Below are 26,859 nucleotides of genomic sequence, written 5' to 3'. Positions count from 1 at the left end.
TCCGATTCATTTTGATCTTCTTGGCTTAATCAGTTGTCAGTGGCTATATTTAATGAAGCACCCTGTAAACAGGGTGCTTTTTCAATTATATCCTACTCATCCAATTGGAGAATCAACATATTATTTTAAGTAAAGAAAAAAAGATGGATACCATCTCTATTACGTTTATTAATTTAGAAACAATAAATATACACTTTAATGGATACTTATTGCATTTTAGGGGGGATATAAGATATCATCTTTTTTAAATAAATAAAATATAAAACACTAAACGAACTTTAAAAATTACACCTAAATTAAAGGAGATTACGATATGAATACAATCATGATTGTAGAAGATGATATGAAAATCGCTGAATTACTGGGAACTCATATAAAAAAATATGGATACCAAAGTGTTATTATAGAGGATTTTGAAAATATCTTAGAAATATTTCAAGAGATAAAACCAGATTTAGTGCTATTAGATGTAAATTTACCTAATTTTGACGGTTACTATTGGTGTCGCCAAATACGAGCTATTTCTACATGTCCAATTGTATTTCTATCTGCAAGGAGTGGAGAAATGGATCAAGTTATGGCTTTAGAAAATGGTGGTGATGACTACATTACGAAACCTTTTTATTATGAAGTTGTAATGTCTAAAATCCGTAGTCAACTCAGAAGAGCATACGGTGAATATGCTCCCAAAGTAAAAGAACGAATAGTTGAGCAATCAGGACTACACCTGTTTCCAGAAAGAATGGAACTTCAACTAGATAATAAGACAATTTTACTTACTAGAAAAGAAACAACTTTATTGGAAATATTGATAACAAAGTCTCCGCTCCTTGTAAAACGTGAAGTGATTTTAGAACAACTATGGGATAGTTCATACATAGACGAGAATACATTGAGTGTAAATATAGGTAGAATTAGAAGGAAATTGCAGGATTTAGGTATTGAAAACGCACTGGAAACAGTTCGTGGTGCTGGTTATCGATTGCATGCTACTTGGGAGGAGGAAGGAAAGGAATAATGAAATTATTTTTACAAGAACATATTCCTCTCATTTGTTATACATTTGCCCAATTACTTATCATTCTTTTTATATATTGGTTTGATGGTTATCCACATATTTTGACAGCATTATATTCTGTATTTTTGGGTGTTTTTTTATTAATGGGCTATTTAATATATCGTTATTATAGTCATCGTTCATTCTACAAGCGTCTATCCACACCAATAGAAACGTTAAATGAATCAATAAAAGATAGTGATTTGACTCCGTTATCAATGGCCTTAGAAACATTACTACAAACGCAATATCAATATTATCAAAACCAATTAAAAAAATGGGAACGAAAACAACAAGAACAAATGACTTTTATGAATCAATGGGTTCATCAAATGAAAACACCTCTTTCTGTTATTGAGTTAATTACACAAGATGCAGATGACTCTCGATTTGACAGTATTAATGAAGAAACGGAAAGAATCAAAAAAGGATTAGAAATGGTCTTATATGTTGCTCGTTTAGAAACATTTGAACAGGATTTTCATGTGGACAGATTGCAGTTATTGGAAATGATTGATTCTGCTATTCATGAAAATAAACGTCTATTTATACGTAGTTATGTGTATCCAGTGGTAAAAGTAGATCCGAATCTTATTGTAGAAACAGATAAGAAATGGTTTCGATTTATACTCAATCAAGTACTGTCAAATGCAATTAAATATTCATCAAGTAAGAAAGAAAAAGTGATATTATCGGCGTGTTCAAAAGGACGGGCGATTATTTTGGAAGTAAAAGATTATGGGGTTGGTATTCCTACTGCTGATTTACCACGTGTTTTCAATCCATTTTATACTGGAGAAAATGGTAGGAAATTTAAAGAATCTACGGGAATGGGATTATACCTTGTTAAAGAAGTATGTGAAAAATTAAATCATAAGATTGAGCTAGAATCTGAGGTAGGTAAGGGAACAAAAGTTAGAATCATATTCCCGTATGCATCTCGTTAACCGATGAAAGGTATACTTTTCATCGGTTTTTCTTTTGAATCTTACAAACTTGTTAGATAAATGTTAGGAAAATCGATAGGAGACATACTATATACAGGTTACACTTCATGTATCGAAAAGAGAAATGGAAGGTGAAATACTTGTGGAGATACTACATGTTTCAGATTTAGGGAAGGTTTATCCTGGGAAAATTTCTTATACAGCATTATCCCATATTGATTTAAAAATAAACAAAGGTGAATTTGTAGGAATTATGGGACCATCTGGGAGTGGTAAAACAACGCTATTAAATATGGTGTCTACTATAGATGCTCCAACATCAGGAGAAGTATTAATTCATGGAGAAAATCCATATCTGTTATCTCCAGATCAGTTGTCTTTATTTCGAAGACGTGAATTAGGGTTTGTTTTTCAATCATTTAATCTCCTTAATACATTGACAGTGAAAGAAAATATTGTTCTTCCACTTACACTTGATGGTGTAAGCCCTAGAGAAATGGAAGGGAAAGTGGAAGCTATTGCTAAAAAACTAGGGATAACAGAAATACTAGATAAACGTACGTATGAAATTTCTGGTGGGCAGGCACAAAGAACAGCAATCGCACGAGCTACTATTCATAATCCGAAATTATTACTTGCGGATGAGCCTACAGGAAATCTGGACTCAAAATCTGCTTGTGATGTGATGGGATTATTGACAAGGCTTAATAAAGATAATAGCACAACGATGATGTTAGTGACACATGATGCAATGGCTGCAAGTTATTGTGATCGGATTGTGTTTATCAAAGATGGACAGTTATACAATGAGATTTATTGTGGCGATAATCGCAAAGTATTCTATCAAAAAATTCTAGAGGTTCTAGCATTATTAGGAGGAAATGCAAATGACTTTTCGACAGTTCGCATTTAATAACGTCCTTCGAAGTAAACGAACATATTTGGCTCATTTTTTAAGTAGTACGTTTGCTATTATGATTTTCTTTACTTATGCATTACTTGCATTTCATCCTAATTTACAAGGCGATCTTGCTGCCAGTGTAACAATCAATACATTTGCAAAGTCAGGATTACAGATATCGCAGGGGTTAATATTTTTCTTCTCATTCTTCTTTATCCTATATTCTGTAAGTGCATTTTTTAAAACAAGAAAAAAAGATTTTGGAATTCTAATGCTACATGGGATGTCACGTTCACAGTTGAATAAATTAGTATTTATTGAAAATATAATAATTGGAATCGCTTCTATTTTAACAGGAATTACAATTGGAATGGCGTTTTCTAAGTTTATCTTAATTATGAGCAACAATCTGCTAATGATTGATAAAGGACTCCCATTTTACATGCCATTTAAAGCAATTGGGATAACATTTGGAGCATTCTTATTACTGTTTTTATTTATTTCACTTTTCACTTCGCGACTAGTAAATGTAGAGCATTTAGTAGAATTGATAAAAGCAGAAGAAAAGCCAAAGCCTGAACCAAAAGCATCCCTGTGGCTATCTTTGTTCGCACTAATTTGTATTGGATTAGGATATACAGCTGTTTTCCATAGTGTTAACGCAATTCATTATAAGGATGTGAAATATGTATTATTCATGATGGCGACAGGGGTGAGCTTTGTTGTACTTGGCACGTACTTCTTATTTACACAGCTCAGTGTGTATGTGTTACGTGTATTAAAGAAAAGGGAAAATATTTTCTTTAAGAAAACAAACATACTTACCATCTCAGATTTAGTGTATCAATTAAAAGATAATGCAAAAATGTTTTTTATGGTCACTATTATATCTGCTGTTTCCTTCACTGCAGTGGGAACTTGTATGGGATTAGGTAACTCATCCATGGCTGAATCAAATAGTCCCTTCGCATTTTCTTATCAGTCTTTTAATAATAATCCTTTAGAAAAAGAGCATCTAAAAAGAATAGAAAGCGAACTCAATAATGGTGGGTTTAAATCCAAACAAGTAGCTTATTCCATAAAACAAATTCCAGATACCCTTTATAACAGTAATATATTATTAAGCGTTATAAAACTAAGTGATTATAATAAATTAGCTGAGGCATTTGGTTTTGAAAAAGAAAGCTTAAAAGAAGAAAATGATAGTTTTGTCATACCTGCAAGAAAATTCGCAAATACGAAATCGAATCAAAATAACTTTCAATTGTTGCATGAAAATATAAAAATAGATATGCATGTAGATAAAATACTAACTCCGAAAGAACTACAAGATACAACCGTCACGACAATTATTGTACCAGACGCTGTATATAAACAAATGATAGTGGATCCAGAGAATCATCATGGTGAATCTACTATTAATGGTTTTATTGTGAAGGATTGGGAGAAAACAAAAAAAGTTGCTGAAAAAATCTTGGCTTCCTTACAGAAAGGGAATAAAGATATAAATGATCCTAGGGTATACAACGAATCTTATCAATTTTCGGCTTTAATTTTTACATGGATAGCTATGAAGCAAGGTTTTGGACTTGCATCTATCATGAGTGTATTAATAGGTATTGTTTTCTTTACATTTGCTGCAAGTTTTTTATATTTCCGATTATACACAGACTTAGAACGAAATCAGCAGCAATATAAAATGATAGCAAAAGTTGGTTTAAGTAAACCGGAATTAAAGAAAATTGTGTCACGTCAACTTGCATTACTATTCTTTTTACCCATTGTAATAGCAATTACACATAGTGCAGTAGCTTTTACGGCCTTGCAAGAGTTAGCCGATTTTTCAGTCTTGGGTAGTTCAGTTATGGTATTAATTTGTTTCTTAGTTTTGCAAATTATATACTTTTACTTTGTTCGTTCTCAGTACTTGAAAAAAATGTATAAGACGATTTTTTAATTCAAATATAATTAAAAGAAGGAGAATATAGATTGAAAAAGAGACTTGGATTATTAATAGTAGCTGGCATTTCGATTACCATGTTAGGAGCATGTTCATTATTTGGTACAAAAGACTCTCCAGCAAATGGGCTTTCAATAGAGGTGGAGCAGTTAAATGAACAAACAAGAAATTCTATAACAGACCTATACAAAGATATAACCATATCACAAGACCAGTTCAAAATAAAAGAGGGGAGCATAGATAATAACAAGCTCAAAATAAAGCTCCCGACACGGTTTGGGGATGCTGGGGCGGATACTCCTAGTAATTTACTATTTATTAGTAGAACAACTGCTGAAAAAATGGTCAAAAAGGGGCTAATACTTGAAAGAGATAATAATCAGGGGGACATATCTTCAGATCCTGTGGATTCATTACCAAAATCAAAAAAAGGTGAAACTATCTTATTTGCAAATAAAGAATATAAGGACTTAAAAGAAATAACATATGATGGGAAAAAAATGAGAACTCAATACGAAGGTGATGTATGGTTAGCACCATATCGTGGTGGATCCAATGTAATCCTATTAATTGTAGATGATACATTATTTAAAGAAATAAATGGGAAAGAAAAAACAAGACAATTTCTATCTTTTAATAAATCTCTTGGGAATCTTAATTTACTCAATCAAGGGAAAGAACCAGAATTAAATAAAGAAATAGATAAAGTAAAAACGGCTTTAGGCGCTGGGGGCAGCAAAGCCGTCGATTTTGTAAGTATTACAGAAAAGTAAACAATTACGTCTAAATGGGTAGAAACTTCCTTCCATCAAGTTTATAAAAATAAATTCAACAAAAAAATCTCACTTCTTATCTGAAAAAAGATGAAAAGTGAGGTTTTTTGCTTAGCATAGTAATGTTCCAAAATGCTGTTGGTTTTACATGTATATCAAGCTAAGAGTGGATTTTCTATGGAATTCCACTTTTTATTGATGCATCTCTATTAACGTTTCTGCTCCGTTACTATACAAGCTCAAATTTTTTTCCTCATTTTAAAGTGGAACAAATTTATTATTTAAATTGTCTATTAAATGTAATCCTAAGATGCTCTCAAGCTAGGATAAAAATAGAAGTCGATTCTTTTTTACATGAAAAGAATCTTTTTTTACATTCTATTCATACTGGTTATTAAATAATGTAATATCCAAGTTTTAGGATGGGTAACAAAGAGATGAGGAACAGCAAACAATATTCTTACTCTAAGGGCAGCACTAGTATAAAAAATAGAGAGGAAATAGTTAGATTGAGAGTCAATCTATGTTTTTATAATCTATACATTAGGGGAAAACTTAATGTTTCCGGTTAGCACACTTTAAAAATATAAATATAATTCTGAAGGTGAATTCAATAAATTTAAGTAAATCAACAAGAGAATTGAAAGGCAGGAGAAAGTAGCATGTCAGAAAATTATCGCTCTCGAGAGGAGCGACGACAAGTTAAAAAGAAAAAACAGCCAGCTGTTAAAAAACAAAAACCAAAAGGCAAAACATCATTTTTTCGTAAGTTTTTAATTAGTTGTTTATTACTTGGTATTGTAGGGTTAGTCACAGGGGGTGCTACTTTTTTCGTTATGATCAAGGATGCGCCAAAACTTGAAAAAGCAAAACTTGTTAATCCGTTATCCTCAAAAATTTATGATAAAGATGGGAAATTGATATATGAATATGGGAAAGAAAAACGAACGAATATTATGTATGGTCAAATTTCTAAATTAGTAGAAAATGCGTTTTTAGCGACAGAAGATGCACGTTTTTACGAGCACAGTGGCGTAGACTTTAAAGGTACTGCACGTGCAGTTTTAGTCAGCCTAAAAGGGGATTACGGCTCTCAAGGTGGAAGTACGATTACGCAGCAAGTTATTAAAAACTACTTCTTATCGATGGAAAAAACGTCAAAGAGAAAGGCGCAGGAAATATATTTAGCTTATAAGCTAGAACAACAGTATTCAAAACATGAAATTTTAGAAATGTACTTAAATAAAATTTACTTAGGCAACCGTTCATATGGAATCGCAACAGCAGTACAAAATTACTATGGTAAGGAATTGAAAGATTTAACACTATCAGAAGTTGCGATGCTTGCCGGTTTAATGAAGGCGCCTAATAACTATGATCCAACGAAAGAACAAAATATTCAAAAGGCAACAGAAAGAAGAAATGTTGTACTTCAATTAATGAATCGACATGGTTATATTACAAAAAAGGAAATGGAAGACGCATCAAATATCCCAGTAACAGATGGACTTAAGAAAGCAACTGAAAAACAAGAAATGCCATATCCTGCGTTTATGGATGCGGTTGTGAAAGAAGTTGAAAAAGATTTGCCAGATGCTAATATTGGTTCTGACGGTTTAGAAATTTATACAACATTAGACACAAAGGCACAGAATTTTGCGGACAAGCTTTTAAATGAACATATTATTAATTATCCAAATGAGAAATTCCAAGGGGCTTTCACATTTATGGATACGAAAACTGGAGAAGTTCGCGCAATTGGTAGCGGACGTGGTGAAAATAAAGCTGTATTTAAAGGACATAATATAGCGATTGAATTAAATCGCTCAGCAGGTTCAACGATGAAACCAATTTTTGATTACGCTCCTGCAATTGAATATTTAAAATGGGCTACTTACCATCAAATTGATGACTCTCCATATAAGTATTCAACAGGACAAGAAGTTAGAAATGCAGATAGAAAGCATTTAGGACCAATTACAATGCGTGATGCATTGAAAACTTCCCGAAATATCCCGGCTATTAAAACTGCAAAAGAAGTAGGAATTAATAAATCAAAAGCTTTCTCTGAAAAGCTAGGTATTACATTTAATGTAGCACCGACCGAATCAACAGCGATTGGTACAAATGAAGCGTCACCAACTGAAATTGCAGGCGCTTATGCGGCATTTGGTAATGATGGTAAGTATACGAAACCACATTTTGTTAAGAAAATAGTTTATCCAGAAGGTAAATCAAAAAGCTTTGAGCAAAAGCCAAAACGAGTTATGAAGGATTCTACAGCTTATATGATTACTGATATGCTTCGTACTTTTGTTTCATCTGGATTGGGTACAGCAGCTAATGTAGGTTCTTTAGATGTAGCGGGTAAAACAGGGACAACAAACTATTCTTTAGAACAAATAGCACAATACAATCTACCAGAAAGTGCAACTCGTGATAGTTGGTTTGCTGGTTATACACCACAATATACGATGGCTGTATGGACCGGATATACAAAGGATAGTAAAGATGATTATATTAGTAGTAAAAATACGAAAATATCTCAATTGATTTTTAAAGAAATGATGAGTAAGTTTGCTACAGATAAATCGCAATTTAAAATGCCGAACAGTGTGGTTCAAGAAGGTAGCGAATTACGTATTAAAGGTGAGAAGCGTGATTCGTCTCTAAATACGAAAATAGCAAATACAACTGAACAGCCGAGTGAAAATAAGCAAAAAGAAAAACAAAAGAAACCAGAAGAGAAAAAGCAAAGTGAGCCAAAAAGTGGTTTTGACCAGGGAAATACAACGTCACCAAACAATGGTAGTGATCGAGGAAATACAACGTCACCAAACAATGGTAGTGACCAGAGAAATACAACGCCACCAAACAATGGTAGTGACCGAGAGAAATACAACGTCATCAAACAATGGTAGTGATCGAGGAAATACAACGCCATCAAACAATGGTAGTGATCAGGGAAATACAGCGCCACCAAGTAATGATGGGAATACAGGAGAGGCTCCAGCTAATAATGGACAATAAGTAATATGAGGAAATTTTTGGTTCAGTTGCAAATTTAAAAAAGCATAAACAAGTTGGCCAATGAGGAACAATGTTCAGGAAGTAGCTTGTGAATAAATGTCCAATGTTCTTTTTTTATGATGGATAGCTGCATACCCACCAATTTAAGGATTCAAAAGTATCCCAAAATGAAAATTAGCCTATATTATACACACATTTGAAGCGTATTCCATAGAAAAATCTTTATTGTTAAGGTTATGAAAATGACTGGAAACATTGAAATGAAAATGTTTTGTAATGGGAGAGGTATATGTATCCAAATTACTTCCTCCAGACAATAAATCTCATGTACCTCGGCAAAATCTCTTATTCCTCCTTTGCGAGGGGATGAGCCAAAAAATATATTAAATAATGAATGAATGTGAAGAGATAAAGTAGCATCTTTCCTACATAGGGTACTACTTTATCCCTAGTTGTAGAAACGCTGGCACTATCCCATGACAATAAAATTGGGTCTGCACCAAAAGAGTATTAATAAAACGAAAATTTTTAAAACTTATTCAAAATAAGGATTATCATTATATAAAAGGAGTGTATGATGAAAAAAATTTTAAAAGTAATACTAATCTTATTGGTGATATTTATAGGGATTATGTTGGGAAGCATAATTTTAAATAAAACATATCATACAGAGTTTAAGTTTTTAAATGAAACAGATCAAAACATGTTAAAAGAATTAGCTACTATTTATAAGAGTTTCGAAGAATCGAATAATAAACTTTGGAATGAAGATTATCATTTCGAAAAAAAGCCATTAATTCTGATACATAGTAATAAAGATGGGGGATTCTTTAGACAAGAAGCTTATGCAGTTAATGTAACAGGATTTGAAAATAGTATTTTTGCAAAAGAAATAAAAATCCCAAATTCATTGCATCTACCTAAAGTCTATCGCTTAACTCGTTTTGATTTTAGAACTGTTTCTACCTGGATGCCTTGGAACTTTGGGACAATAAATATTAATGATATGGATGTATTTTATTTTAAATATTATTCTAAAATGTTTGCTAATCCAGATTTATATTTTGATTTTTCGTCTTTCTTATTACATGAGGCTTTTCATGCTTATAAACAAAAAGATTGGACATATGATTCAAATGGTGGAGAGTCTATTCACGAATATCCGATAAATAAAGAAAATTACGCGCTAATGGGATTAGAATTTAAGCTATTAGATAAAGCAATGATTGATAAGAATCCAGAAAGTATTAATCAGGCATTATATGATTGGACAATTGTACGTAACTATCGCTATAAAAAGTGGCCACAATTAATTGGAGAAACAAAAACCGAAGCAATAGAGGGTTCAGCACGATACTTAGAGTATCGTTATAGTAATTTAACTGGTGGGAATCTTATGGTACTTGCAAAGAAAGAGAGGCCATATCATGTTACTTTTATGGAGGCGTTCAATTTTATTGCTAATGGACAGGCAGAATCTCCAAGGTTTTTAGAGCGGAATATGAGATATGAGACTGGTTCAGCTCTTGAATTAAGTATGGACAGAGCAAATATTCCATGGAAAGAAGCTATTGAAGATAGTGCAACCAAACAAGGAAAGACACCCTATGAAGTATTAAATACGTACTTTAATATAAATAATACGTCTACAATTGAAAATAAAATTAAAGAAATTAAAGAAAACAATGACTATGACTCACTTTTAGAACAAGGAGAAAAATTGGTGAAAATAAGTAACGAGTAAAGAAAAAATAATTTGAAAAAAATCTCCTTTAAAAGGGCTAATTGAAGGGGATTCTTTTTTAATTATAGGCTATATACACTACTAAAAACTTGGTTTTAATAATTAATTTTGAACCTAACGTACAGGTAAAAAATTAATTTGCGTCCCAATGTTGTCTAAATGTACAATTTTCTTTTTTGATATGGTGCCCCCATGCCAATTAAGCTAATATTTCGAATTTCACGTATCGTATTAATTAATAAAAAACACAACAGAATAAAAACTAGTATACATTTAATCTTATGTTGAATTAATCCGCTAAATGGATAAAGTATTGTTTGTTTTGGATAGACTTCTTGCGAAATATCTACCAAGGCAGTTTTTCAATTCTAATGTGGTAAGATATATATTAACAATAAAAGGGGGTGGGTAAAATGAGGGATTTACAAGAAGAAAACTATGAACAACTAAAAAAAGAAAAAAAGAACATTACTCTATTCTTAAAAAGTGGAGTTAGAATACCAGGACAAATTGCTGGATCAGATCGTTTTACTGTTCTAATGATTGTTAATGGAAAACAACAATTAATTTATAAACAAGCTATATCCACAATTGCTATGTGAAAAATAATATCCTTAGCTTTAAGAAAAGCGAATCTATATCTAGGAGGCGTTTAATTGAACTTATCTCAAGAAAAAAAACTAAAATTAATGATGCATTCTATTACTTTATTATCTTTCATGATTCTTACTTTTTTGGGCATTACAATTTTTTTTGTACCATTCATTTTTTATTTTATATTCAAATCTAAAGAACTTCGTATAATAGCTATTGAAACAGGTGTTTATCAGCTATTCACTTGGATTATTGTATTGATCTGGAATGCTTTTGTAATAAGGATATTAATGTTTTCTATGTTCCATTTCGATATGAATGAGAGTAGTTTGTCAATGATATTGTGGATAGCACCATTATATATAATCATATTTATTTTATTAATTTTTGGGCCTTTTAAAGGGATTATTTATGTATTACAAGGAAAAGAGTTTCACTACCCAATTATCTCTAAATGGACTAGTAAGTAAAAATTAATAAAGAAGAATCCAGCTAATTATCAATCCATTCTTATTTTATATGAATTGTCTATTTACGGAATATAAATATATACTTTGCGTTCAAAATGTCCACTTTAATCTAAAGTGTTTTAATTTTCTGTATTGTTGTGAATTTATATAAAAAGATTTGCAAAGGTACTTACTATAAAGAGCACTTATAACGAGTTTCTTCTTATTTATATAGAAGGTTGTGGGTGATATGAATTAAAACAGAGACACGAATTAGCTCAAGAAGATAAAATGCAAGGTATGAAGTATAAGGATGTAGCTGAAAAATATGATGTAAGTGTTAATACCATAAAATTATAGAAAAACAGATACCAATTGGACAGAAAAAGTGTACACAGAAAAGAAGACAGGTTCACCCATTGGGAATAAAAATGCGTGGGCAATTTGGATAATAAGAACCAAAATGAGGAAACAAGAACGTCGCGGGCCATGAAGCTCGCACAGAATAGAAGGATTAAATTGAACAATTTAAGAAGCGTAGAAAGATTTAATTTCTACGCTTCTTCTCATTTATAACAAATTTAATGTTTTTCTAAATTTCTTATATAAGATTTTACAGCTTGCAATAAGAATTCTTCCTGTCCCATACCAGCACCGGCTGCCATCTGAACTACTTTTTGCTTGAATTGATGATCGACATGAAAAGTTAATGGCTCTACATTACTTTTAAAGTAAATTCCTTCTACATGTGGAAGTATCGTGCCCGATTTCATATGAGAATGTAAGTATTTAATTTCTTCTTGAAACTGCAATGGGTTTACTTGTAATACAAAAGGTTTAATTTCTAATTTGATAGTATCTGATGAATTACTTAATCGCATATTTGTGACACCTAGCTCTTTATAAAATAAATTTATTAGATTATAAGTAATAGAATTAAATAGTTGAGGTTTTTTAAATGAAAAAGATAAATACCCTCGTTTTGTAATTACCGCTTTCTTATTGAAAGGTTCAAAGGAGTAATCATGTTCCTTATAAGTGGATAGAGGGAAAATTTCTTCATCCGCTGTAAGAACCTTTCCATCTGCTCCATTGATTTCTATTACCCTAGCTGTTTTTCCGGTATGTAGATGTTTTAATAATTGATATAAATATATATCTTCATCTTGAATCTTAGTAATAAATGTTTTTCGCTCTTTTGTTTTAGTTTTTTCATAATCAAGCATAAAAATCTCTAGTTCTTCCTCATCGATAATATATACTTGTTTTCCTCGTTTTTCTACCATTGTTGCGGGTAATTTTCCAGATTTGATGTATGTAAAGATAGTAGATGGTGCAACATTAAGAATTTCAGCTACTTCTTTCGTGCTAAGGCCTTTAACTTCATTTTTATTTTTTAAACGTTCAATATCCTCTAAATAGAAAATCTTACTACCGAATTGCTTCCAGTTATCTTTATATACACATTCTATTAATCCATCTTTTTCTTTTTTTAAAATTGTTTGTACCGTTACTCCTAATAAGTCGGCTGCCTCTTTTGTCGTTACAGTAGGTTTTGTAATGAACAATAAATCTTGTGTCATGAAAGGACACCTCCATAACTATCGTTTGTTAATATTTTAGGTATGTATATATCATATCAGAATATGATTTATATTTAAAATAAGAAATAGAATTTATTAAAATTATTATACATTCTTATAAATTAAAAATAATTGTAAGTTGTTATATATATTAATAGGTTTTTATAATTGATTTTATTATAAATATAATTTTAATGTTAAATAGTAAATTATTAAATTATATCTATTTACTAATAAATTATAAAAAAATATATGTATAAGTAAATATAGAAGAATATAGGATTCTTACAGAAAGAAAGTGATTTATCATTTGTATAATGGATAAAAGTCAAATAAAATAATAAGTATAGGTAATAAAGAGAATTATATTCATAATCTTCAATAGGAGAGGTGAATTCGAATTATGGATAATAACAATACAAAAGAAAATTTATCTATTATAAACAATCAAAGCGAGTATATAGATACATATGTAGAGAATATAAATGATATTGTACCATTTATGCATAACAATCGTTATGTAGATAAAGTTGAAGAGAAGATGGATGTTGCAGAAAAAGAGGGGAAGAGTAAATATACGTATTTAAGTGACCTAGAAGTCATTTATCATTTTGTACATTTACAAAAAGATATGGATGAAAAGAAAAATAGAAAAGAGGATACGAAAAAGAGTTATGTGTCCGAAATCTTGTCATTTTGTCAGTGCATGGTGCAGCATGCAGAAGAATTTGAATTGGATGGGGAAGAGGTGCAGCAAAACGACTCTTTATTAAAAACATTGCAACCTTGGCATATTCGTAAATATAATGCTTGGTTGAAGCAGGTAGAGAACGGTAGAAATGGAGATACGTACGCGGTCGCAACACTTGCGAAGAAAGCAGTGCTCATTCGTTCTTTTCTAAAACATCTTCATGTTTTTTCATATATTGAGAAGCCTCTTCATGAGGAACTGCAGCGCGCTAATGTAAATGAACAGGATCGGCCAAATCGGGACCTTTCTTATGATGAAGTGATGAAAATTTTAGGGTTTTATAAAGAACAAGGGCATTTAGTAAACTATACAATTTTACTAGCTCTAGCAAGTACCGGTGCTAGAATTCAAGAATTGTGCACCGCGAGAGTGAAAGACTTACATTATGACGGAAAGTATTGGTTAAAAGTCACAGGGAAAGGGGATAAAGTACGTGAACTTTTCATTTCTGAACATTTATTTCAATGTATTAGCGAAATGAGACGAAGAAGAGGATTCCAAACTGTATTGGACCAGGGAGATGAAAGTCCTTTATTTGTAAATCAAAGGGGTAATTTTTATAATTCAAAAACGTTATCGAATCAGGTAACAGATATGATAAAAAAGACAAATTTAGAGTTTCTACAGTATCGTGAAAATCCTGTAACGGCGCATACATTCCGTCATGCTTTTGCAATTATGGCAGTAGAACAAGGCAATGCAGATTTATATCATTTAATGCAAACACTTGGTCATGAAAATATCCAAACGACTAAAATATATTTAGAAAAGCATATGAAGCGTAAAAATAACGTTGGATCTACTTTCGCTGATATGTTGGTTTGAATTATATATAGTTTATAAAAATATTTAATTATATGTTTTTTACATAATTAAATATTGTATATGTTCGTTTATTCCTTGTGAAGATATACAAATATACGGAATCTTTACTTGCCACTGCAGATGTGTCAAAACCCAAATTTTCGCAAATCAGAAGATGGATATTAGAAGACATAAGGGATAAATAGCAGCGTTACTATTGCGAAAAGGATTTTTAAGGCTTGAGCAAGTTTTTTCCTATGTACATTATCATATTGAATCGAAATGGCATACAGCAAGGCGTAAAATGAAGCTACAAAAAACTATAAAAAACGTAAGCCAAAACAAGCGAAATACCTCAATTATAAAACTATGGCTAGAAGTTTCATCAAGAATCTATCCACACAGGAAGATTTAAATATGCTAAAAGAATTAATTACAGAAAAAGAGGGAAATGATTGTGTTAGAAAATAAATTAGGTATCAAAAATCAGTTGGAATTGAATCGAGTGGAAGAACGGCTTTCAAAAATGAAAATCAAAGATTTATATGATACAGGAGAGATAAATCGCATAGCAGTTGGTACATTCAAGGGTCTTTCTGACATTCATAAATACCTATATGAGGATATTTATTTCTTTGCTGGAAAGATTCGAAAGGTTAACATAGCGAAGGGGAACTTTCGATTTGCTCCTGTTATGTATCTAAGCCATTCACTAGAACATATAAACACTATGCCACAAACAACCTTTGATGAAATCGTTGAAAAGTATGTTGAAATGAATATTGCCCACCCTTTTAGAGAAGGAAATGGTAGAGCGACTAGAATATGGTTAGATTTAATCTTTAAGAATGAAATTCAACAGGTGGTTGACTGGAATGGGATTGATAAAGAAGATTATTTACTGGCAATGGAACGCAGCCCGATTAAAGATATTGAAATTAAGCATTTACTCCAAAATGCACTTGTAGATAAAATAAATAGCCGTGAAGTATTCATGAAAGGCATTGATATTAGTTACTATTATGAGGGATATACTGAATATGATATAGAGAATTTATAAATAAAAAAGGGCTAAAATAGCCCTTTTTTATTTGCGTTTTGAAGAGGATATTTCATATAAAATCGGCATAAAAAGGATTCTACTAGGAATCCCCATTGTTAATTGTTATTTGGAACGTATCCTTTATGTTAAGATTTACAAAAGAAGTTCATTTTTTCTGATAATTAATATTAATACTATTTATGTAATTAATATACGTAAATGTTTTTATATTTCATTAATGTATTCCTTTTCATCTGCATGAATTATTTATTGCAACAGCTTTCACATCTAAAATAAGATGTTTCAACAAAGGAAAGTATAAGTATCTTTATAATGATTTTCCAATATAATCAATGTGTTAATGAAAGGAACTCTGTGTCATTTTTGCTTTTCTACTAACTAATACAGCTTCAAACAAAGGACACAATTGCTACATACTAAGTGTAATTTATTACCCATTCAAAATTCTGTCTATTCAATCTTTCTAAAAATAAAAAAAGATTAAACTTATAAATATACAAGTTATAATGAGGGCGTCGAGACATAATTTATTACCTCTAGAGAAAATATCAAACCTCGTTTTAGTTTAAAAATTCTAAAGACCTTGCCAGTAATGTTCTAAAATTGGACATACTGATCTGATTACTATACGGAGGGTAGTGGATCAGAAGGGAAGTTTATTCAACTTAATAAAGAAAGCGCTATCAAATAAATTTTATTTTGAATTGGTCATTCCAATAACTTAGATTCAACTGCAATTTAAAAATAATAAATTATGGGGGCGTTTATATGAACATGAATGTAGTTTCTATTAAAGAAAAAAAGATTGTTAAATACAAAAGTTGTTTTGATGTGATTGGGCCCATAATGATAGGCCCTTCAAGTTCACATACTGCAGGTGCTTTGGCTATTGGAACAGTTGCTAATAGATTATTTCAAGGTCTTCCAAAAAAAGTTGTGGTAAAGTATTATGAATCATGTGCTGAAACCCATAAAGGTCACGGAACTGATTTTGCAATTATTGCTGGTATATTAGGCTTTGCTGCCGATGACAGCAAAGTGCCAGATGCTATTAAAATAGCAGAGTCTAAAGGAATTGACATTACCTTTATTGAAAAATCGGATAATAGTCCTGCCGGTCATCCAAATACGGCAGATGTATATGTAGAGGATGAAAGTCGAAGCGTTAGAACGATGGGTATTTCGGTCGGTGGTGGGTTGATTGAAGTCAAACATGTTGAAATTGATGGATTTAGCTTAGATCTGCAGGGGCCATTGCCAGTTGTTATTGCGATTTCAGAAAGAGCTGACTTTGAATTTGTTTTACGCAGGATCTTTAAACAATATGATGTGGAAATTAACAACTTTCATAGTTTGGAAGATAAAACAAAATATTTATATGCATTCGCTTTGGATTCGCTATTGCCTGGTAATGTTCAGAAGGAATTAGGAAATTTAAGCAATATAGCTAATCTTATTATTCTTTAATTACATTAAGGAGTGAAAAATATGTATATGGCCATAAAAGAAATTGTGGATGCAGCTAATAAAAGCCAAAAGCCAATTTATGAATTAGCAATCGAACAGGAAATCAAACAAACTAAAACTTCTTATGAAGAAGTTTGGAGTAAAATGGAACGAAATTTAGCGACTATGCAAAATGCAATAAATAAAAGTATCGAGGGCGACGGTGTATTTTCTCCAACAGGTTTAACCGGAGGTGATGCTGTAAAAATTAAAAACTATCGAGAAAATAGGAAAACTCTTTCTGGAGATTTGATGGTGTTAGGGATTCAAAGTGCTATCGGTGTTAATGAAGTAAATGCTGCATTAGGAGCTATTTGTGCAACTCCAACAGCAGGTGCGAGTGGGACGATTCCGGGAGTCCTATTTAGTATTAAAGATACGTTGCAGTTAAGTCATGAAGATATGATTCATTTTCTATTCACTTCAGCGTTACTTGGAACGATAGTCGCAAACAACGCTTGTATTTCAGGAGCGTACGGAGGATGTCAAGCTGAAGTAGGAAGTGCCTCAGCGATGGCAGCTGCAGCTGCGGTAGAAGCTGCAGGAGGAACACCACAGCAATCTTCGGAAGCTTTTTCAATCGCATTACAAAATTTACTCGGTTTAGTTTGTGATCCAGTCGCTGGTTTGGTAGAAATTCCTTGTGTAAAGAGAAACGCCATTGGAACGGCAAATGCTTTATCAGCAGCAGACATCGCATTAGCCGGCGTAAACAATATCATCAATGCTGACGAAGTTATTGAAGCAATGTATAGGGTTGGAAGGCAGATGCCTCGTGAGTTAAGAGAGACAGGTTTAGGCGGAATTGCCGCTACACCTACAGGGATTGCTATTAAAAAAAAATCTTTGGGGAGAAACAATCAAATCAATAAGTTATCGAGTAAATTGTGAAGTATTTAACAATCTTTACTCTATTGCTCGCCTAAGGATGCCTGTATATTGGAGGAATTATCAATAAAATATACTACTATATAATTAAAATGTTTTGTAAGTGGTAACAAACCCTTCAGGTTGATGCTTCGCTAATTTTTTGATTTTGATTAACTTAGAAGGGGGATATTCGTTGTGGCGCACTATAGAAGCTATTTATTTTTCAAGAACGGTCTATATTCCTATACCTTAAATAGAAAATTAAGAATAGGACACAAGGAGGAATTATTATATGAATGGGAATACGGCAAAAAACATAGAATTTCAAGCTGATAACACTGCAGTAAAAAATGAGAAATATCTAGACCCTAAAAAGTGGCATAAACAGGATACTACCTGGGCATTGAGCCTTTTTGGAACAGCAATTGGAGCAGGGGTACTCTTTTTACCGATTAATGCAGGTTCAGGTGGTTTATTGTCATTGCTGTTAATTACCATACTTGCATATCCTGTTATGTATTACTCACATAGGGCGCTTGCTAAAATGATTTACGCTTCGAATTCTGCCGATGAGGGAATTACAGGTACTATAAGAGAGTATTTCGGAAATAAGGCAAGTATCATTTTTAACATTGTATATTTCGTCTCGATTTATACGATCGTGCTGATGTATTCGGTCGCACTTACAAATACCGCCAGTAGTTTTATCGTGCATCAATTGCACATGCCGGAGCCTCCAAGGGCCATTTTATCGCTTGTATTAGTACTCGGTCTTATCGCTATACTAAATTTTGGTCAAGATATAACTGTAAAGATTATGAGCATGCTAGTGTATCCTTTCATAGCTTCTCTACTTTTTATCTCAATATCTTTGATTCCACAGTGGAATACGTCAATGCTTAGTTTTTCAAGTGTTTCTACTGCTTCATCAGGAACAGGATATTTAGGAACAATATGGATGATACTTCCAATTGTTGTATTCTCGTTTAATCATTCGCCTATGATTTCATCATTTGTTATGAAGCAGAGAGCTACGTATGGAATAGAAGCTACTGATGCCAAATGTGCTCAAATACAAAAAGTTTGTTATATCATGACATTTGCTGTTGTTATGTTCTTTGTTTGGAGCAGTACCTTAAGTTTGACTCCAAATGACCTGAAGGTGGCAAAAGAACAGAACTTGTCAATCCTATCATATCTTGCTAATGAGCTTAATTCGCCAGTAATCACTATTGCAGCTCCTATCATTGCATTTGTGGCTATTACAAAGTCTTTCCTTGGCCATTATATAGGAGCGTATGAGGTAATGCGTGACATGATTATCAAGTCCGGTAAAAAACGTGGGAAAGATATAGGAGAAAAAACAGTTAAGACTATGATTCTTACTTTTGTCGTATTAACATGCTGGTATGTTGCTTATACAAATCCAAGTATTCTTGGAATCATTGATGCCCTTAGCGGTCCGCTAGTTGCTGCTATCTTATGTATATTACCAATGTATGCGATCCATAAAGTACCAGTACTTGCTAAATATAAAGGGAAGGCGAGCAATGTATTTGTCATTATTATAGGTATCCTTACTGTCCTAGCAAGTATTAAGTCATTATTCTAATCCACTATTGTTAGTACTGATGCAAAAATCGTGGGATATGGAAAAAAGAGGTATTCTTATCGGAACTGAATTATATATTGTTGAACTAAAGAGATCATGGTTTTGGACAAACTCTTCATTTTGGAGAGTTTGTCTTTTTTAATTATATGCATAATTTTTATACTAGCTTAATAGCAAATAAAAACTTCATACGAACCACACATTAACTCCACTAATAGCACAAACTAAAGTTGTATAATTCAGGTAATAAATTTAATGATAAACATTCGAACATACTAATATTATGTAATATGGAAGTTACACTACATTAGAATAAAACAAATAAGGGAGAGAAGATACTATGACGAGATTTGTAAATTACAACGTAGAGAATACAATTTTAGAAGAGGATGTAGAGCTTTTAAAAGTTATGGCACACCCAATGCGTTTAAAACTGATCAGTGAGCTTTCTAAACATAAAACACTAAATGTAACCCAAATGACCGAAATTTTAAACATTCCACAATCAACAGTATCCCAACATTTATCTAAAATGAGAGGGAAGGTTTTAAAGGGAAATCGCCAGGGATTAGAAATTTACTACAGCATTAAAAATCCAAAAGCTGAAGAAATTATGGGGTTATTAGGCCCAATTCAATAATTTTTATAGTTCTATCCATTACCAATGTCACATAATACAAGTACAATAGCCATGAAACATATATCATATGGAAAAGATAGAAAATGATTATTTTGCTATTTTTTTGCTGTTTAATAAATGGAAAGACACCTTAAATTAAAGGTGTCTTTTTAATTATACATACAACGAAGGATTAGATTAACCAAACGTTATAAAATCTAGAGGATTATTAATTAGATAGTATATACATATCTCGTTAATAGTATATAATTCTTGAAAAATTCGATATTTATTATTTTTAAGAATTATACATTTTTTCATATTTTAAAAATAAATAGCGTATATTTTAGCTTATTATTATACAATATATCAATTGAATTATATATAAGAATGGAGAGTTTTAATTGGAATTATTAAGAAACAGTAGGGTTGGTACAAAACTAAACATATTAATAGCTATATCAAGTATCGCCTGTATAGTATTATCCCTAATAGGTTTTTCGGGACTAGAAAGAGGAAAGAGTGCTTCCTCTAATGTGTATGAAGATAATTTATTGCCAATTGAATGGATAGGAAATGTAGAATCTAACTTTTATCATGTTAATATGAATTTTATGGAAATAATGGTATCCAAAGATGAAAAAAGGATGAACGATTTGATAAAAGAAATGGATGGAATTCGAAAGGAAAACGATGAGTTATTAAAGCAGTTTGAAACTAAAGTTATTTCTAATAAAGAAAAAGAACTATATAGTAAATTTCATGAAGCGTTTAATGAATTAAGAACTCTGATGAAAAAAGCACAAGAATTAGGAAAATCTAATAATGAGGAAGCGTATGCCTATTATCTAAAAGAAATTGAACCTAATATGCAAAAAACAATCCAGTCAATTCGTGAGCTAATTATATATAACAGTAATAATGCAGACCAGATACAGAAAGTTAATAATAACAGTGCTCAAAATAAAATGATAATGTTTGTGGTTATATCAATTTTAGCAATTGTCATAGTTATATTTATTGGATATATCATTAAACTTTCTATACGAAAGCCACTTATTTTATTACAAAATGATATGAAAAAAGTCGCTGCAGGTGATTTGACAATACGTACTTCTTATAAAGCAAATAATGAGTTAGGGATCATTGTACAGTCTTTTAATATTATGTTAGATAACCTACAACAATTAATTGCGAACGTTAAGGTGACAACACAAGAGGTGATTTCTTCTACGGAGGGGGTTTTACAAGACACAAAGCGAGCATCTAATATTTCAAATGAGGTTGTTCAGACTATTTCTGAAGTAAAAGAAAAAATAGCAGGACAGGTAACTAGCATTCAAGAGAGTTCATCTTCAATGGAGGAAATAACAATTAGTGTGCAAACAGTAGCTGAATCTTCAGCAGTAGTTGCTGAAGTAGCAGTAACAACCACAGAACAAATACATACCGGTAGTGAAGTGATAAAGCACTCTATTATTCAAATGAAAAGTGTTCATGATGTTGTCGGGGAAACATCAAAAGTAATAGATAGACTTGTTACACGTACACAACAGATTGATACAGCCCTGGATGCAATCACTAATATTGCCGAGCAAACTAATCTTCTTGCTCTAAATGCTGCTATTGAAGCGGCGCGTGCTGGAGAGAATGGGAAAGGGTTTGCAGTGGTTGCAGCAGAAGTGAGAGATTTAGCTGAAAAGTCTAAAGAGTCTGCGAATGAAATTAATCATTTAATTAAATCTATTCAACAAGATACTCAAGATACAGTTCAAGTCATGCAAAAAGGAGAACAAAAGGCAGCAGAAGGAAAAGAAGCGGCATACAAAGCGGATCAAACATTCTCATCTATTATGAGAGATATTGATAAAATTACAAGTCAAATTCAAGAAGTCTCTGCAGCAACAGAAGAGATGTCTGCCGGCACAGAAGAAGTAAATGCGTCTCTTTCACTAGTATCTGATACTGCAACACAAGTAGAAAGAGAAACAATGCAAACAGTACAATCAATTCAATCACAAGCAGTTTCAATCAAAGAAATTTCAATTCAATCCAACAGGATGAAAGAGAAGGTAGAAGCATTAACAGAATTGCTTTCAAGATTTATTACTACGGAACAAAAAAAGAATTAATAAATGTGGATACGGTAATAATAATATATTCTTATTTTTATCAAATTAAAATTTTTTAGAATAGATAGGATGGAAGGGAATTAAATGAATAACGAACTAAAGTATAATATTTACGAATTACAACAACTCATTCAAAAAACTTATTCTGATATTAAAACAGCATGTGATATTGCTATTTATCAAGAAAGCAATTCTAAATATCTAATTTCATTAGGATTTTTAAATAAATCATATATAACTTATTTAGAAGCTAAAAGATTCTATCGTGAAAATGAAGAACTTGCAAGTGTAGAATTTGATAATTTCTTTGATGTGTATGATAAATTAGAACACGAATTAAAACAAGTTATTTCAAGAGAAGATAAAAATCCTTCATTACTACATAGTAGACTTAGTCAGTTTCAGCAGAAAGTTGAAAATATAAATGACCTAATAAAAGTAATGCAAAATGCTCGTTAAGGAATGTTTTTTTCTTTGGTATATAGAAAGTAAACATTAAAAACATTTTAGAAAGAATCCGTTTTGTAAATCCATTTTAAAAACGGTGTGCAAATTGGCTATAAATACATTTACCGATACTTTTTATGAGAGAGCACTTACTGGGAGTGCTCTCTTTTTATTGGTTATGTTGAAAAGTAAAAAATACTTAAACCAATGGTAATTAACATAAGTCCATATTATTAAAGTTAAAGTGGTTTTCAAATCTGAGGAAGACTCCCTAAGGTGCCTTAAATTAGTAAAGCGCAGTATCCCCCTTTTTCATTTCGTTCTTTAAATCTTAATATGTTAATGATAAGATTAAAAATGTTATAATTAGTAAAGATTTCTAATAATTAGATTGAGAGGATACAATATTATGGGTTATAAGTTTCGTAGAATTATCCAAGTTTCTCCGGGTGTGAAAATTAACTTTACATACACTGATTCGGGAGGAAGAACCGTCCCGCCTGAATCAAGAGTAACAACTTATGTACCTGGCACTGGAATCTCGTATACACCACGAATAGCAGAGTCAAATAACTATTATAAACAACGAGGATTTCAAAGACAAAACACTTCCTATCCCACTATGAATGAACAAGATTACAATACGATAAAAGTATTTGAGCCGGTAAGAAAAACCAATACTTATCTTGTTACTGCTTTTCGTAAAAAGGATAATCAAGTAAACTCCGTGGGTAGAAAACTAATGAAACCACTTTCCATAATTGCAGGCGTTTTTGCAGGCCTATTCTTACTTATGATGCTTGTTATACCTGCTCTATTCCTGGCAGCCATGTCTTTCCTATGCTATAAAAATATAAAAACACCATTTGCAGTTGTATGCCCAGAATGTGATGCTGAGAATCTATTCATTTTTGAAGAAGAGAAAATTTCTTGTCGTAAATGTGAGAGCACTCTTATTATACAAAAATAAAAGACGTTCATTTGAGCGTCTTTTATTTTTGTTTGGACTTTTATTTTCAAAATCATAAAATTGGATTCATTTACAAATAGATTAGAGCTCCGCTGCTTGTAGAAGGGTCTTACTTATTAGTTTTTCAAGTAATAATCACTTTAATCCAATGTTATCAATTTCTAAAATATGTTACGATTTGAACTGGGAGGGAAATATATGAAAATGATACAGGAAGATATGTATAAAGAACTAATAGATAAGAAAAGAACGGTTACTATATTTTTAAAAAGTGGTGTTCCGATACGAGGACAAATACTTTCAATGGATACATACTCTGTTCTTGTAATGGCCCATAATAAACAACACTTAATTTACAAACAAGCTATTTCAACTATTACCAAGTAATTTTTGATAGTTAAAAAATTGTTAATTTCAAGGAAGTAGACCTTACAAAACGCGAAAATGATGTTGGCTCAATATATTTTATTATAAAAAAAGAAAAAGTATAATCCTTCTTTCTTGCAATATAAAGAAGGGTTACACTTTTTCTTTTAATCCAGATGTTCATATAATCCTGAATGATAAAATTTTGCTAAACGTACGAATAAAATTTAGGTTTCTAAAGATTTTAGTGTTAATTTCATATAAGTATCCATTCGCTGCTCTAGTGAGTATTCTCCACCTAAAAGACACCAGTCTAATATAATCCCTCTAGCAACTGTAAAAAGATACGTTGTTATGTCTTCTACACTTATATCATTTGTTAATTCTTTTTCAAATCTTCCTTTATTAACAAGATCATTTAGAGTTTTGTAAATTAATGAAGGTTCATATGCAAATATTTTTTTGTTGAAATCGTTAAGGAGATTTATATGTAACTCTAATTTAGTAGTATATTTAGCTATGCATTGGAAGAAAGTCAAAATAGTTTTTTGTATTGTCGTATGTTGAGTTATACTTTTCAATTCTAAATTTAGGTTTTCTTCAATTTGTTGAAATAACTTTTGATAAATATCTTCTTTGGAAGAAAAATGATGATAAAAAGTGCCAACAGATATATTTGCCTTTTTACAAATATCTTCAATAGTTATATTTTCAATTTCTTTTTCTTTCGTTAAATTTAAAAATACAAGAAATATATTGCTCTGTGTTTGTAAAGCTTGTTGTTTTCTTTTGGTTAAATTTTTGTTATGCAATCCTTATTCCCCCTTAACTATATATTAACTGATATCTTGAAAGTGAAAAAGTATTTTGAAAATTTTGGTTATTGTTGTATAATTTTCATTACACCGAATCATATTCACCGAATGTGATTCGGTGTAATGAAAATTATTTTTTTGAGGGGAGATTGTTATATATGAAAACACCTTATCAATCAATCTTTATGATTCCTACAAATAAGCTGTTAGGAAAACAAGCTTTGGGAGACCCATATGAACCATTTGCATGGTATAAAGAGATGCGAGAAAAAGAACCCATTTATTTTAATTCTCAGGCTGACATGTGGAATGTTTTTTTGTACGAAGATGTAAAAAGAGTCTTAGAGGATAAAGAGTTTTTTTCTAACATTATGCCGGAGAAGAAAAAATCTCCCTTTCCACAAAGTATCCTAGGGATGGATCCGCCAAAACATACGCAAATCCGGTCTATTGTAAATCGTTCGTTCACTCCTAAAGCATTGAAGGTATGGGAGTCGAGAATCCAGCAAATCACAACTGATATTCTTACTCAATTATCTAAGCGTGAAAATTTTGATATTGTCCAGGAGTTATTTTATCCTTTGCCGGTTATAGTAATTGCTGAAATGTTAGGTGTTTCTATTAATGATATGAACAGTTTCAAGAAGTGGTCTGATATTATAGTAAGTTCACCCAGTGATGATGATCCGGATCATTTAGCAGAATTTTTTCATACACGCTTACAAGCAGAAAGTGAATTAGCGGAATTTTTTGAAGAAATCATAGAACTTAATCGAGGAAAATCCAAAAAGGATTCAAATGACATTATTTCTTTATTAGTTCAAAGTGAAGAAGACAAAAACATTTCGGGAAAGGAAGTAGTGTCATTTTGTAAACTACTATTAGTAGCAGGAAATGAAACAACAACTAACTTGCTTGGAAACTTAATATATTGTTTGATAGAAAATCCAGATGTTTACAAGCAAATACAACAGGATGTATCCCTTGTTCCAAAAGCAATTGAAGAAGTATTACGGTATCGTTCACCAGCCCAAAGAATTGTACGCAAAGTAAAAAAAGAGATTCAAATAAGAGACAAAACTCTACAGGTAGATCAAATTATCTCAGGTTGGATTGGATCAGCTAATCGAGACTCTCTTCATTTTAAAGATGCCGATAGTTTTAACATACATCGTAGTCGAAATCCTCATCTTGCATTTGGTCATGGAATCCACTTTTGCTTAGGTGCTCCCCTAGCTAGATTAGAAGCTAAAATTGTATTGACGGAATTAATGAAAAAATATAAATCATTTTCGTTTATTGACCATAATCTTCCTGTTCCCATCTCTAGTATTAGTTCTGTATATGGTTTAAATTCTTTACCTGTGAAAAGTGAAATTATTCATATAAACTAAATAGTTCGGCTCTGATACAGGTTGTGACAGAGCCAATTTTATGTATAAATTAAAATCATCGAAATCAGACTATCAAAAATTTTTTACAACGATGGTTATAATTATAGTTATGTTTGTGGTTTGGATTTTCCTAAAAAGAAGCAAGAAAAAACAAGTTGAACTATAGGCTAATATATTACAGAGTAATAGTATGAAGAGAATGTTTTTTTACCCAAGGAGTACTTTTTTAGTTTGATACTATTATCTAGATTGTATTGTAAAGTCTATTCCTAAGCGCAGATTGGAAGTCATATTTTAGAGAATAAATTAGTTTTTAATTTACAGATTCATCAAAAAACTACAAGTTGTATATAAAACTATATAAAAGAGTGGTCCTTATGTGTACTAGTTGGACATTACAGACTAAAAACGGTCAGCATCTTTTCGCGAGAACGATGGATTTTACATTAGATTTTAACGAATTTCCCGAAAG

The 26,859-nt window shown here is 31.6% G+C and carries 21 protein-coding genes and 3 pseudogenes; 22 read left to right on the top strand and 2 right to left on the bottom strand.

Annotated elements, in window-relative coordinates; genetic code table 11:
• Positions 1-313 precede the first annotated feature (313 nt).
• The 10 genes and pseudogenes from COK05_RS09275 to COK05_RS32145 form a co-directional block, all read left to right on the top strand.
• Positions 314-1,018, top strand: a complete 705-nt coding sequence (locus tag COK05_RS09275; protein ID WP_098612345.1) for a response regulator transcription factor — start codon at positions 314-316, stop codon at positions 1,016-1,018.
• Positions 1,018-2,004, top strand: coding sequence for a sensor histidine kinase (locus COK05_RS09270; protein WP_098612344.1), 987 nt, complete (start codon positions 1,018-1,020; stop codon positions 2,002-2,004). The genes COK05_RS09275 and COK05_RS09270 overlap by 1 nt, the downstream gene beginning before the upstream one ends.
• A gap of 142 nt (positions 2,005-2,146) precedes the next feature.
• Positions 2,147-2,917 carry an ABC transporter ATP-binding protein gene (locus COK05_RS09265; RefSeq protein WP_098612357.1) on the top strand — a complete coding sequence of 257 codons (771 nt, stop codon included), beginning with the start codon at positions 2,147-2,149 and terminating at the stop codon, positions 2,915-2,917.
• Positions 2,892-4,862 carry an FtsX-like permease family protein gene (locus COK05_RS09260; protein ID WP_098612343.1) on the top strand — a complete coding sequence of 657 codons (1,971 nt, stop codon included), beginning with the start codon at positions 2,892-2,894 and terminating at the stop codon, positions 4,860-4,862. Before COK05_RS09265 ends, COK05_RS09260 begins: the two co-directional genes overlap by 26 nt.
• A 32-nt stretch (positions 4,863-4,894) precedes the next feature.
• Positions 4,895-5,638 (top strand): lipoprotein BA_5634 family protein, encoded by a 744-nt coding sequence (locus tag COK05_RS09255; protein ID WP_098612342.1) that lies wholly within the window; start codon positions 4,895-4,897, stop codon positions 5,636-5,638.
• 662 nt (positions 5,639-6,300) lie between these two features.
• Positions 6,301-8,668 (top strand): annotated as a pseudogene (locus COK05_RS09250) (PBP1A family penicillin-binding protein).
• A 577-nt stretch (positions 8,669-9,245) separates the two neighbouring features.
• Complete coding sequence (locus COK05_RS09245; protein ID WP_098612341.1) at positions 9,246-10,412, top strand: hypothetical protein; 1,167 nt, start codon at positions 9,246-9,248, stop codon at positions 10,410-10,412.
• A gap of 413 nt (positions 10,413-10,825) precedes the next feature.
• On the top strand, positions 10,826-11,014 hold the full coding sequence (hfq, locus tag COK05_RS09240) for an RNA chaperone Hfq (RefSeq protein ID WP_098612340.1): 189 nt from the start codon (positions 10,826-10,828) through the stop codon (positions 11,012-11,014).
• Between the two features lie 54 nt (positions 11,015-11,068).
• Positions 11,069-11,476: a hypothetical protein gene (locus COK05_RS09235; RefSeq protein ID WP_098612339.1), complete on the top strand. Its 408-nt coding sequence runs from the start codon at positions 11,069-11,071 to the stop codon at positions 11,474-11,476.
• A gap of 270 nt (positions 11,477-11,746) precedes the next feature.
• A pseudogene (locus COK05_RS32145) lies at positions 11,747-11,946 on the top strand (hypothetical protein); the annotation flags it as partial.
• A gap of 90 nt (positions 11,947-12,036) precedes the next feature.
• Here COK05_RS32145 and COK05_RS09230 read toward each other — a convergent pair.
• Positions 12,037-13,038 (bottom strand): helix-turn-helix domain-containing protein, encoded by a 1,002-nt coding sequence (locus tag COK05_RS09230; RefSeq protein WP_098612338.1) that lies wholly within the window; start codon positions 13,036-13,038, stop codon positions 12,037-12,039.
• 403 nt (positions 13,039-13,441) lie between these two features.
• Between COK05_RS09230 and COK05_RS09225 the strand changes: the two genes are divergently transcribed.
• The 10 genes and pseudogenes from COK05_RS09225 to hfq (COK05_RS09175) all read left to right on the top strand — a co-directional run bounded on the left by COK05_RS09225 (position 13,442) and on the right by hfq (COK05_RS09175) (position 24,199).
• Positions 13,442-14,614 (top strand): tyrosine-type recombinase/integrase, encoded by a 1,173-nt coding sequence (locus COK05_RS09225; RefSeq protein ID WP_098612337.1) that lies wholly within the window; start codon positions 13,442-13,444, stop codon positions 14,612-14,614.
• 430 nt (positions 14,615-15,044) lie between these two features.
• Positions 15,045-15,653, top strand: coding sequence for a protein adenylyltransferase Fic (gene fic / locus COK05_RS09215; RefSeq protein WP_440898749.1), 609 nt, complete (start codon positions 15,045-15,047; stop codon positions 15,651-15,653).
• 771 nt (positions 15,654-16,424) lie between these two features.
• Positions 16,425-17,123: a serine dehydratase beta chain gene (locus COK05_RS09210; protein WP_098612336.1), complete on the top strand. Its 699-nt coding sequence runs from the start codon at positions 16,425-16,427 to the stop codon at positions 17,121-17,123.
• Between the two features lie 21 nt (positions 17,124-17,144).
• Positions 17,145-18,034, top strand: a pseudogene (gene sdaAA, locus COK05_RS09205) (L-serine ammonia-lyase, iron-sulfur-dependent, subunit alpha).
• Positions 18,035-18,324: 290 nt separating this feature from the next.
• Positions 18,325-19,644, top strand: a complete 1,320-nt coding sequence (locus tag COK05_RS09200) for an aromatic amino acid transport family protein (RefSeq protein WP_098612335.1) — start codon at positions 18,325-18,327, stop codon at positions 19,642-19,644.
• Positions 19,645-19,984: 340 nt separating this feature from the next.
• The gene (locus tag COK05_RS09195; RefSeq protein WP_098612334.1) at positions 19,985-20,284 is read left to right on the top strand and encodes an ArsR/SmtB family transcription factor; all 300 of its coding nucleotides are present in this window, start codon (positions 19,985-19,987) and stop codon (positions 20,282-20,284) included.
• A gap of 383 nt (positions 20,285-20,667) precedes the next feature.
• Positions 20,668-22,395: a methyl-accepting chemotaxis protein gene (locus tag COK05_RS09190; RefSeq protein ID WP_098612333.1), complete on the top strand. Its 1,728-nt coding sequence runs from the start codon at positions 20,668-20,670 to the stop codon at positions 22,393-22,395.
• Between the two features lie 84 nt (positions 22,396-22,479).
• On the top strand, positions 22,480-22,854 hold the full coding sequence (locus COK05_RS09185; RefSeq protein WP_098612332.1) for a hypothetical protein: 375 nt from the start codon (positions 22,480-22,482) through the stop codon (positions 22,852-22,854).
• A 397-nt stretch (positions 22,855-23,251) separates the two neighbouring features.
• Positions 23,252-23,812 carry a DUF4236 domain-containing protein gene (locus COK05_RS09180; protein ID WP_098612331.1) on the top strand — a complete coding sequence of 187 codons (561 nt, stop codon included), beginning with the start codon at positions 23,252-23,254 and terminating at the stop codon, positions 23,810-23,812.
• 198 nt (positions 23,813-24,010) lie between these two features.
• The gene (hfq, locus tag COK05_RS09175; protein ID WP_098612330.1) at positions 24,011-24,199 is read left to right on the top strand and encodes an RNA chaperone Hfq; all 189 of its coding nucleotides are present in this window, start codon (positions 24,011-24,013) and stop codon (positions 24,197-24,199) included.
• Positions 24,200-24,405: 206 nt separating this feature from the next.
• Here the strand turns inward: hfq (COK05_RS09175) and COK05_RS09170 are convergent, their stop codons facing one another.
• A complete protein-coding gene (locus COK05_RS09170) occupies positions 24,406-24,990 on the bottom strand; it encodes a TetR/AcrR family transcriptional regulator (protein WP_098612329.1) in 585 nt (194 codons plus the stop codon).
• A gap of 161 nt (positions 24,991-25,151) precedes the next feature.
• Between COK05_RS09170 and COK05_RS09165 the strand changes: the two genes are divergently transcribed.
• Positions 25,152-26,387 carry a cytochrome P450 gene (locus COK05_RS09165; RefSeq protein WP_098612328.1) on the top strand — a complete coding sequence of 412 codons (1,236 nt, stop codon included), beginning with the start codon at positions 25,152-25,154 and terminating at the stop codon, positions 26,385-26,387.
• Between the two features lie 377 nt (positions 26,388-26,764).
• On the top strand, positions 26,765-26,859 hold a 95-nt coding region (locus COK05_RS30885), incomplete at its 3' end, for a linear amide C-N hydrolase (protein WP_141538969.1).

The sequence above is a fragment of the Bacillus cereus genome (assembly GCF_002567495.1).
GTDB lineage: Bacteria > Bacillota > Bacilli > Bacillales > Bacillaceae_G > Bacillus_A > Bacillus_A cereus_AQ.
Note: the sequence above shows the minus strand (reverse complement) of the source record. Positions and strands in the feature narration are given on the sequence as shown.

Bases quoted from the DNA above. Each gene is read 5' to 3' on its own strand.
- COK05_RS09275 (WP_098612345.1), top strand. From the start codon at position 314: ATGAATACAATCATGATTGTAGAAGATGATATGAAAATCGCTGAATTA.
- COK05_RS09270 (WP_098612344.1), top strand. From the start codon at position 1,018: ATGAAATTATTTTTACAAGAACATATTCCTCTCATTTGTTATACATTT.
- COK05_RS09260 (WP_098612343.1), top strand. From the start codon at position 2,892: ATGACTTTTCGACAGTTCGCATTTAATAACGTCCTTCGAAGTAAACGA.
- COK05_RS09245 (WP_098612341.1), top strand. From the start codon at position 9,246: ATGAAAAAAATTTTAAAAGTAATACTAATCTTATTGGTGATATTTATA.
- hfq (WP_098612340.1), top strand. From the start codon at position 10,826: ATGAGGGATTTACAAGAAGAAAACTATGAACAACTAAAAAAAGAAAAA.
- COK05_RS09230 (WP_098612338.1), bottom strand. From the start codon at position 13,038: ATGACACAAGATTTATTGTTCATTACAAAACCTACTGTAACGACAAAA.
- COK05_RS09225 (WP_098612337.1), top strand. From the start codon at position 13,442: ATGGATAATAACAATACAAAAGAAAATTTATCTATTATAAACAATCAA.
- fic (WP_440898749.1), top strand. From the start codon at position 15,045: ATGATTGTGTTAGAAAATAAATTAGGTATCAAAAATCAGTTGGAATTG.
- COK05_RS09210 (WP_098612336.1), top strand. From the start codon at position 16,425: ATGAACATGAATGTAGTTTCTATTAAAGAAAAAAAGATTGTTAAATAC.
- COK05_RS09200 (WP_098612335.1), top strand. From the start codon at position 18,325: ATGAATGGGAATACGGCAAAAAACATAGAATTTCAAGCTGATAACACT.
- COK05_RS09195 (WP_098612334.1), top strand. From the start codon at position 19,985: ATGACGAGATTTGTAAATTACAACGTAGAGAATACAATTTTAGAAGAG.
- COK05_RS09185 (WP_098612332.1), top strand. From the start codon at position 22,480: ATGAATAACGAACTAAAGTATAATATTTACGAATTACAACAACTCATT.
- COK05_RS09180 (WP_098612331.1), top strand. From the start codon at position 23,252: ATGGGTTATAAGTTTCGTAGAATTATCCAAGTTTCTCCGGGTGTGAAA.
- hfq (WP_098612330.1), top strand. From the start codon at position 24,011: ATGAAAATGATACAGGAAGATATGTATAAAGAACTAATAGATAAGAAA.
- COK05_RS09165 (WP_098612328.1), top strand. From the start codon at position 25,152: ATGAAAACACCTTATCAATCAATCTTTATGATTCCTACAAATAAGCTG.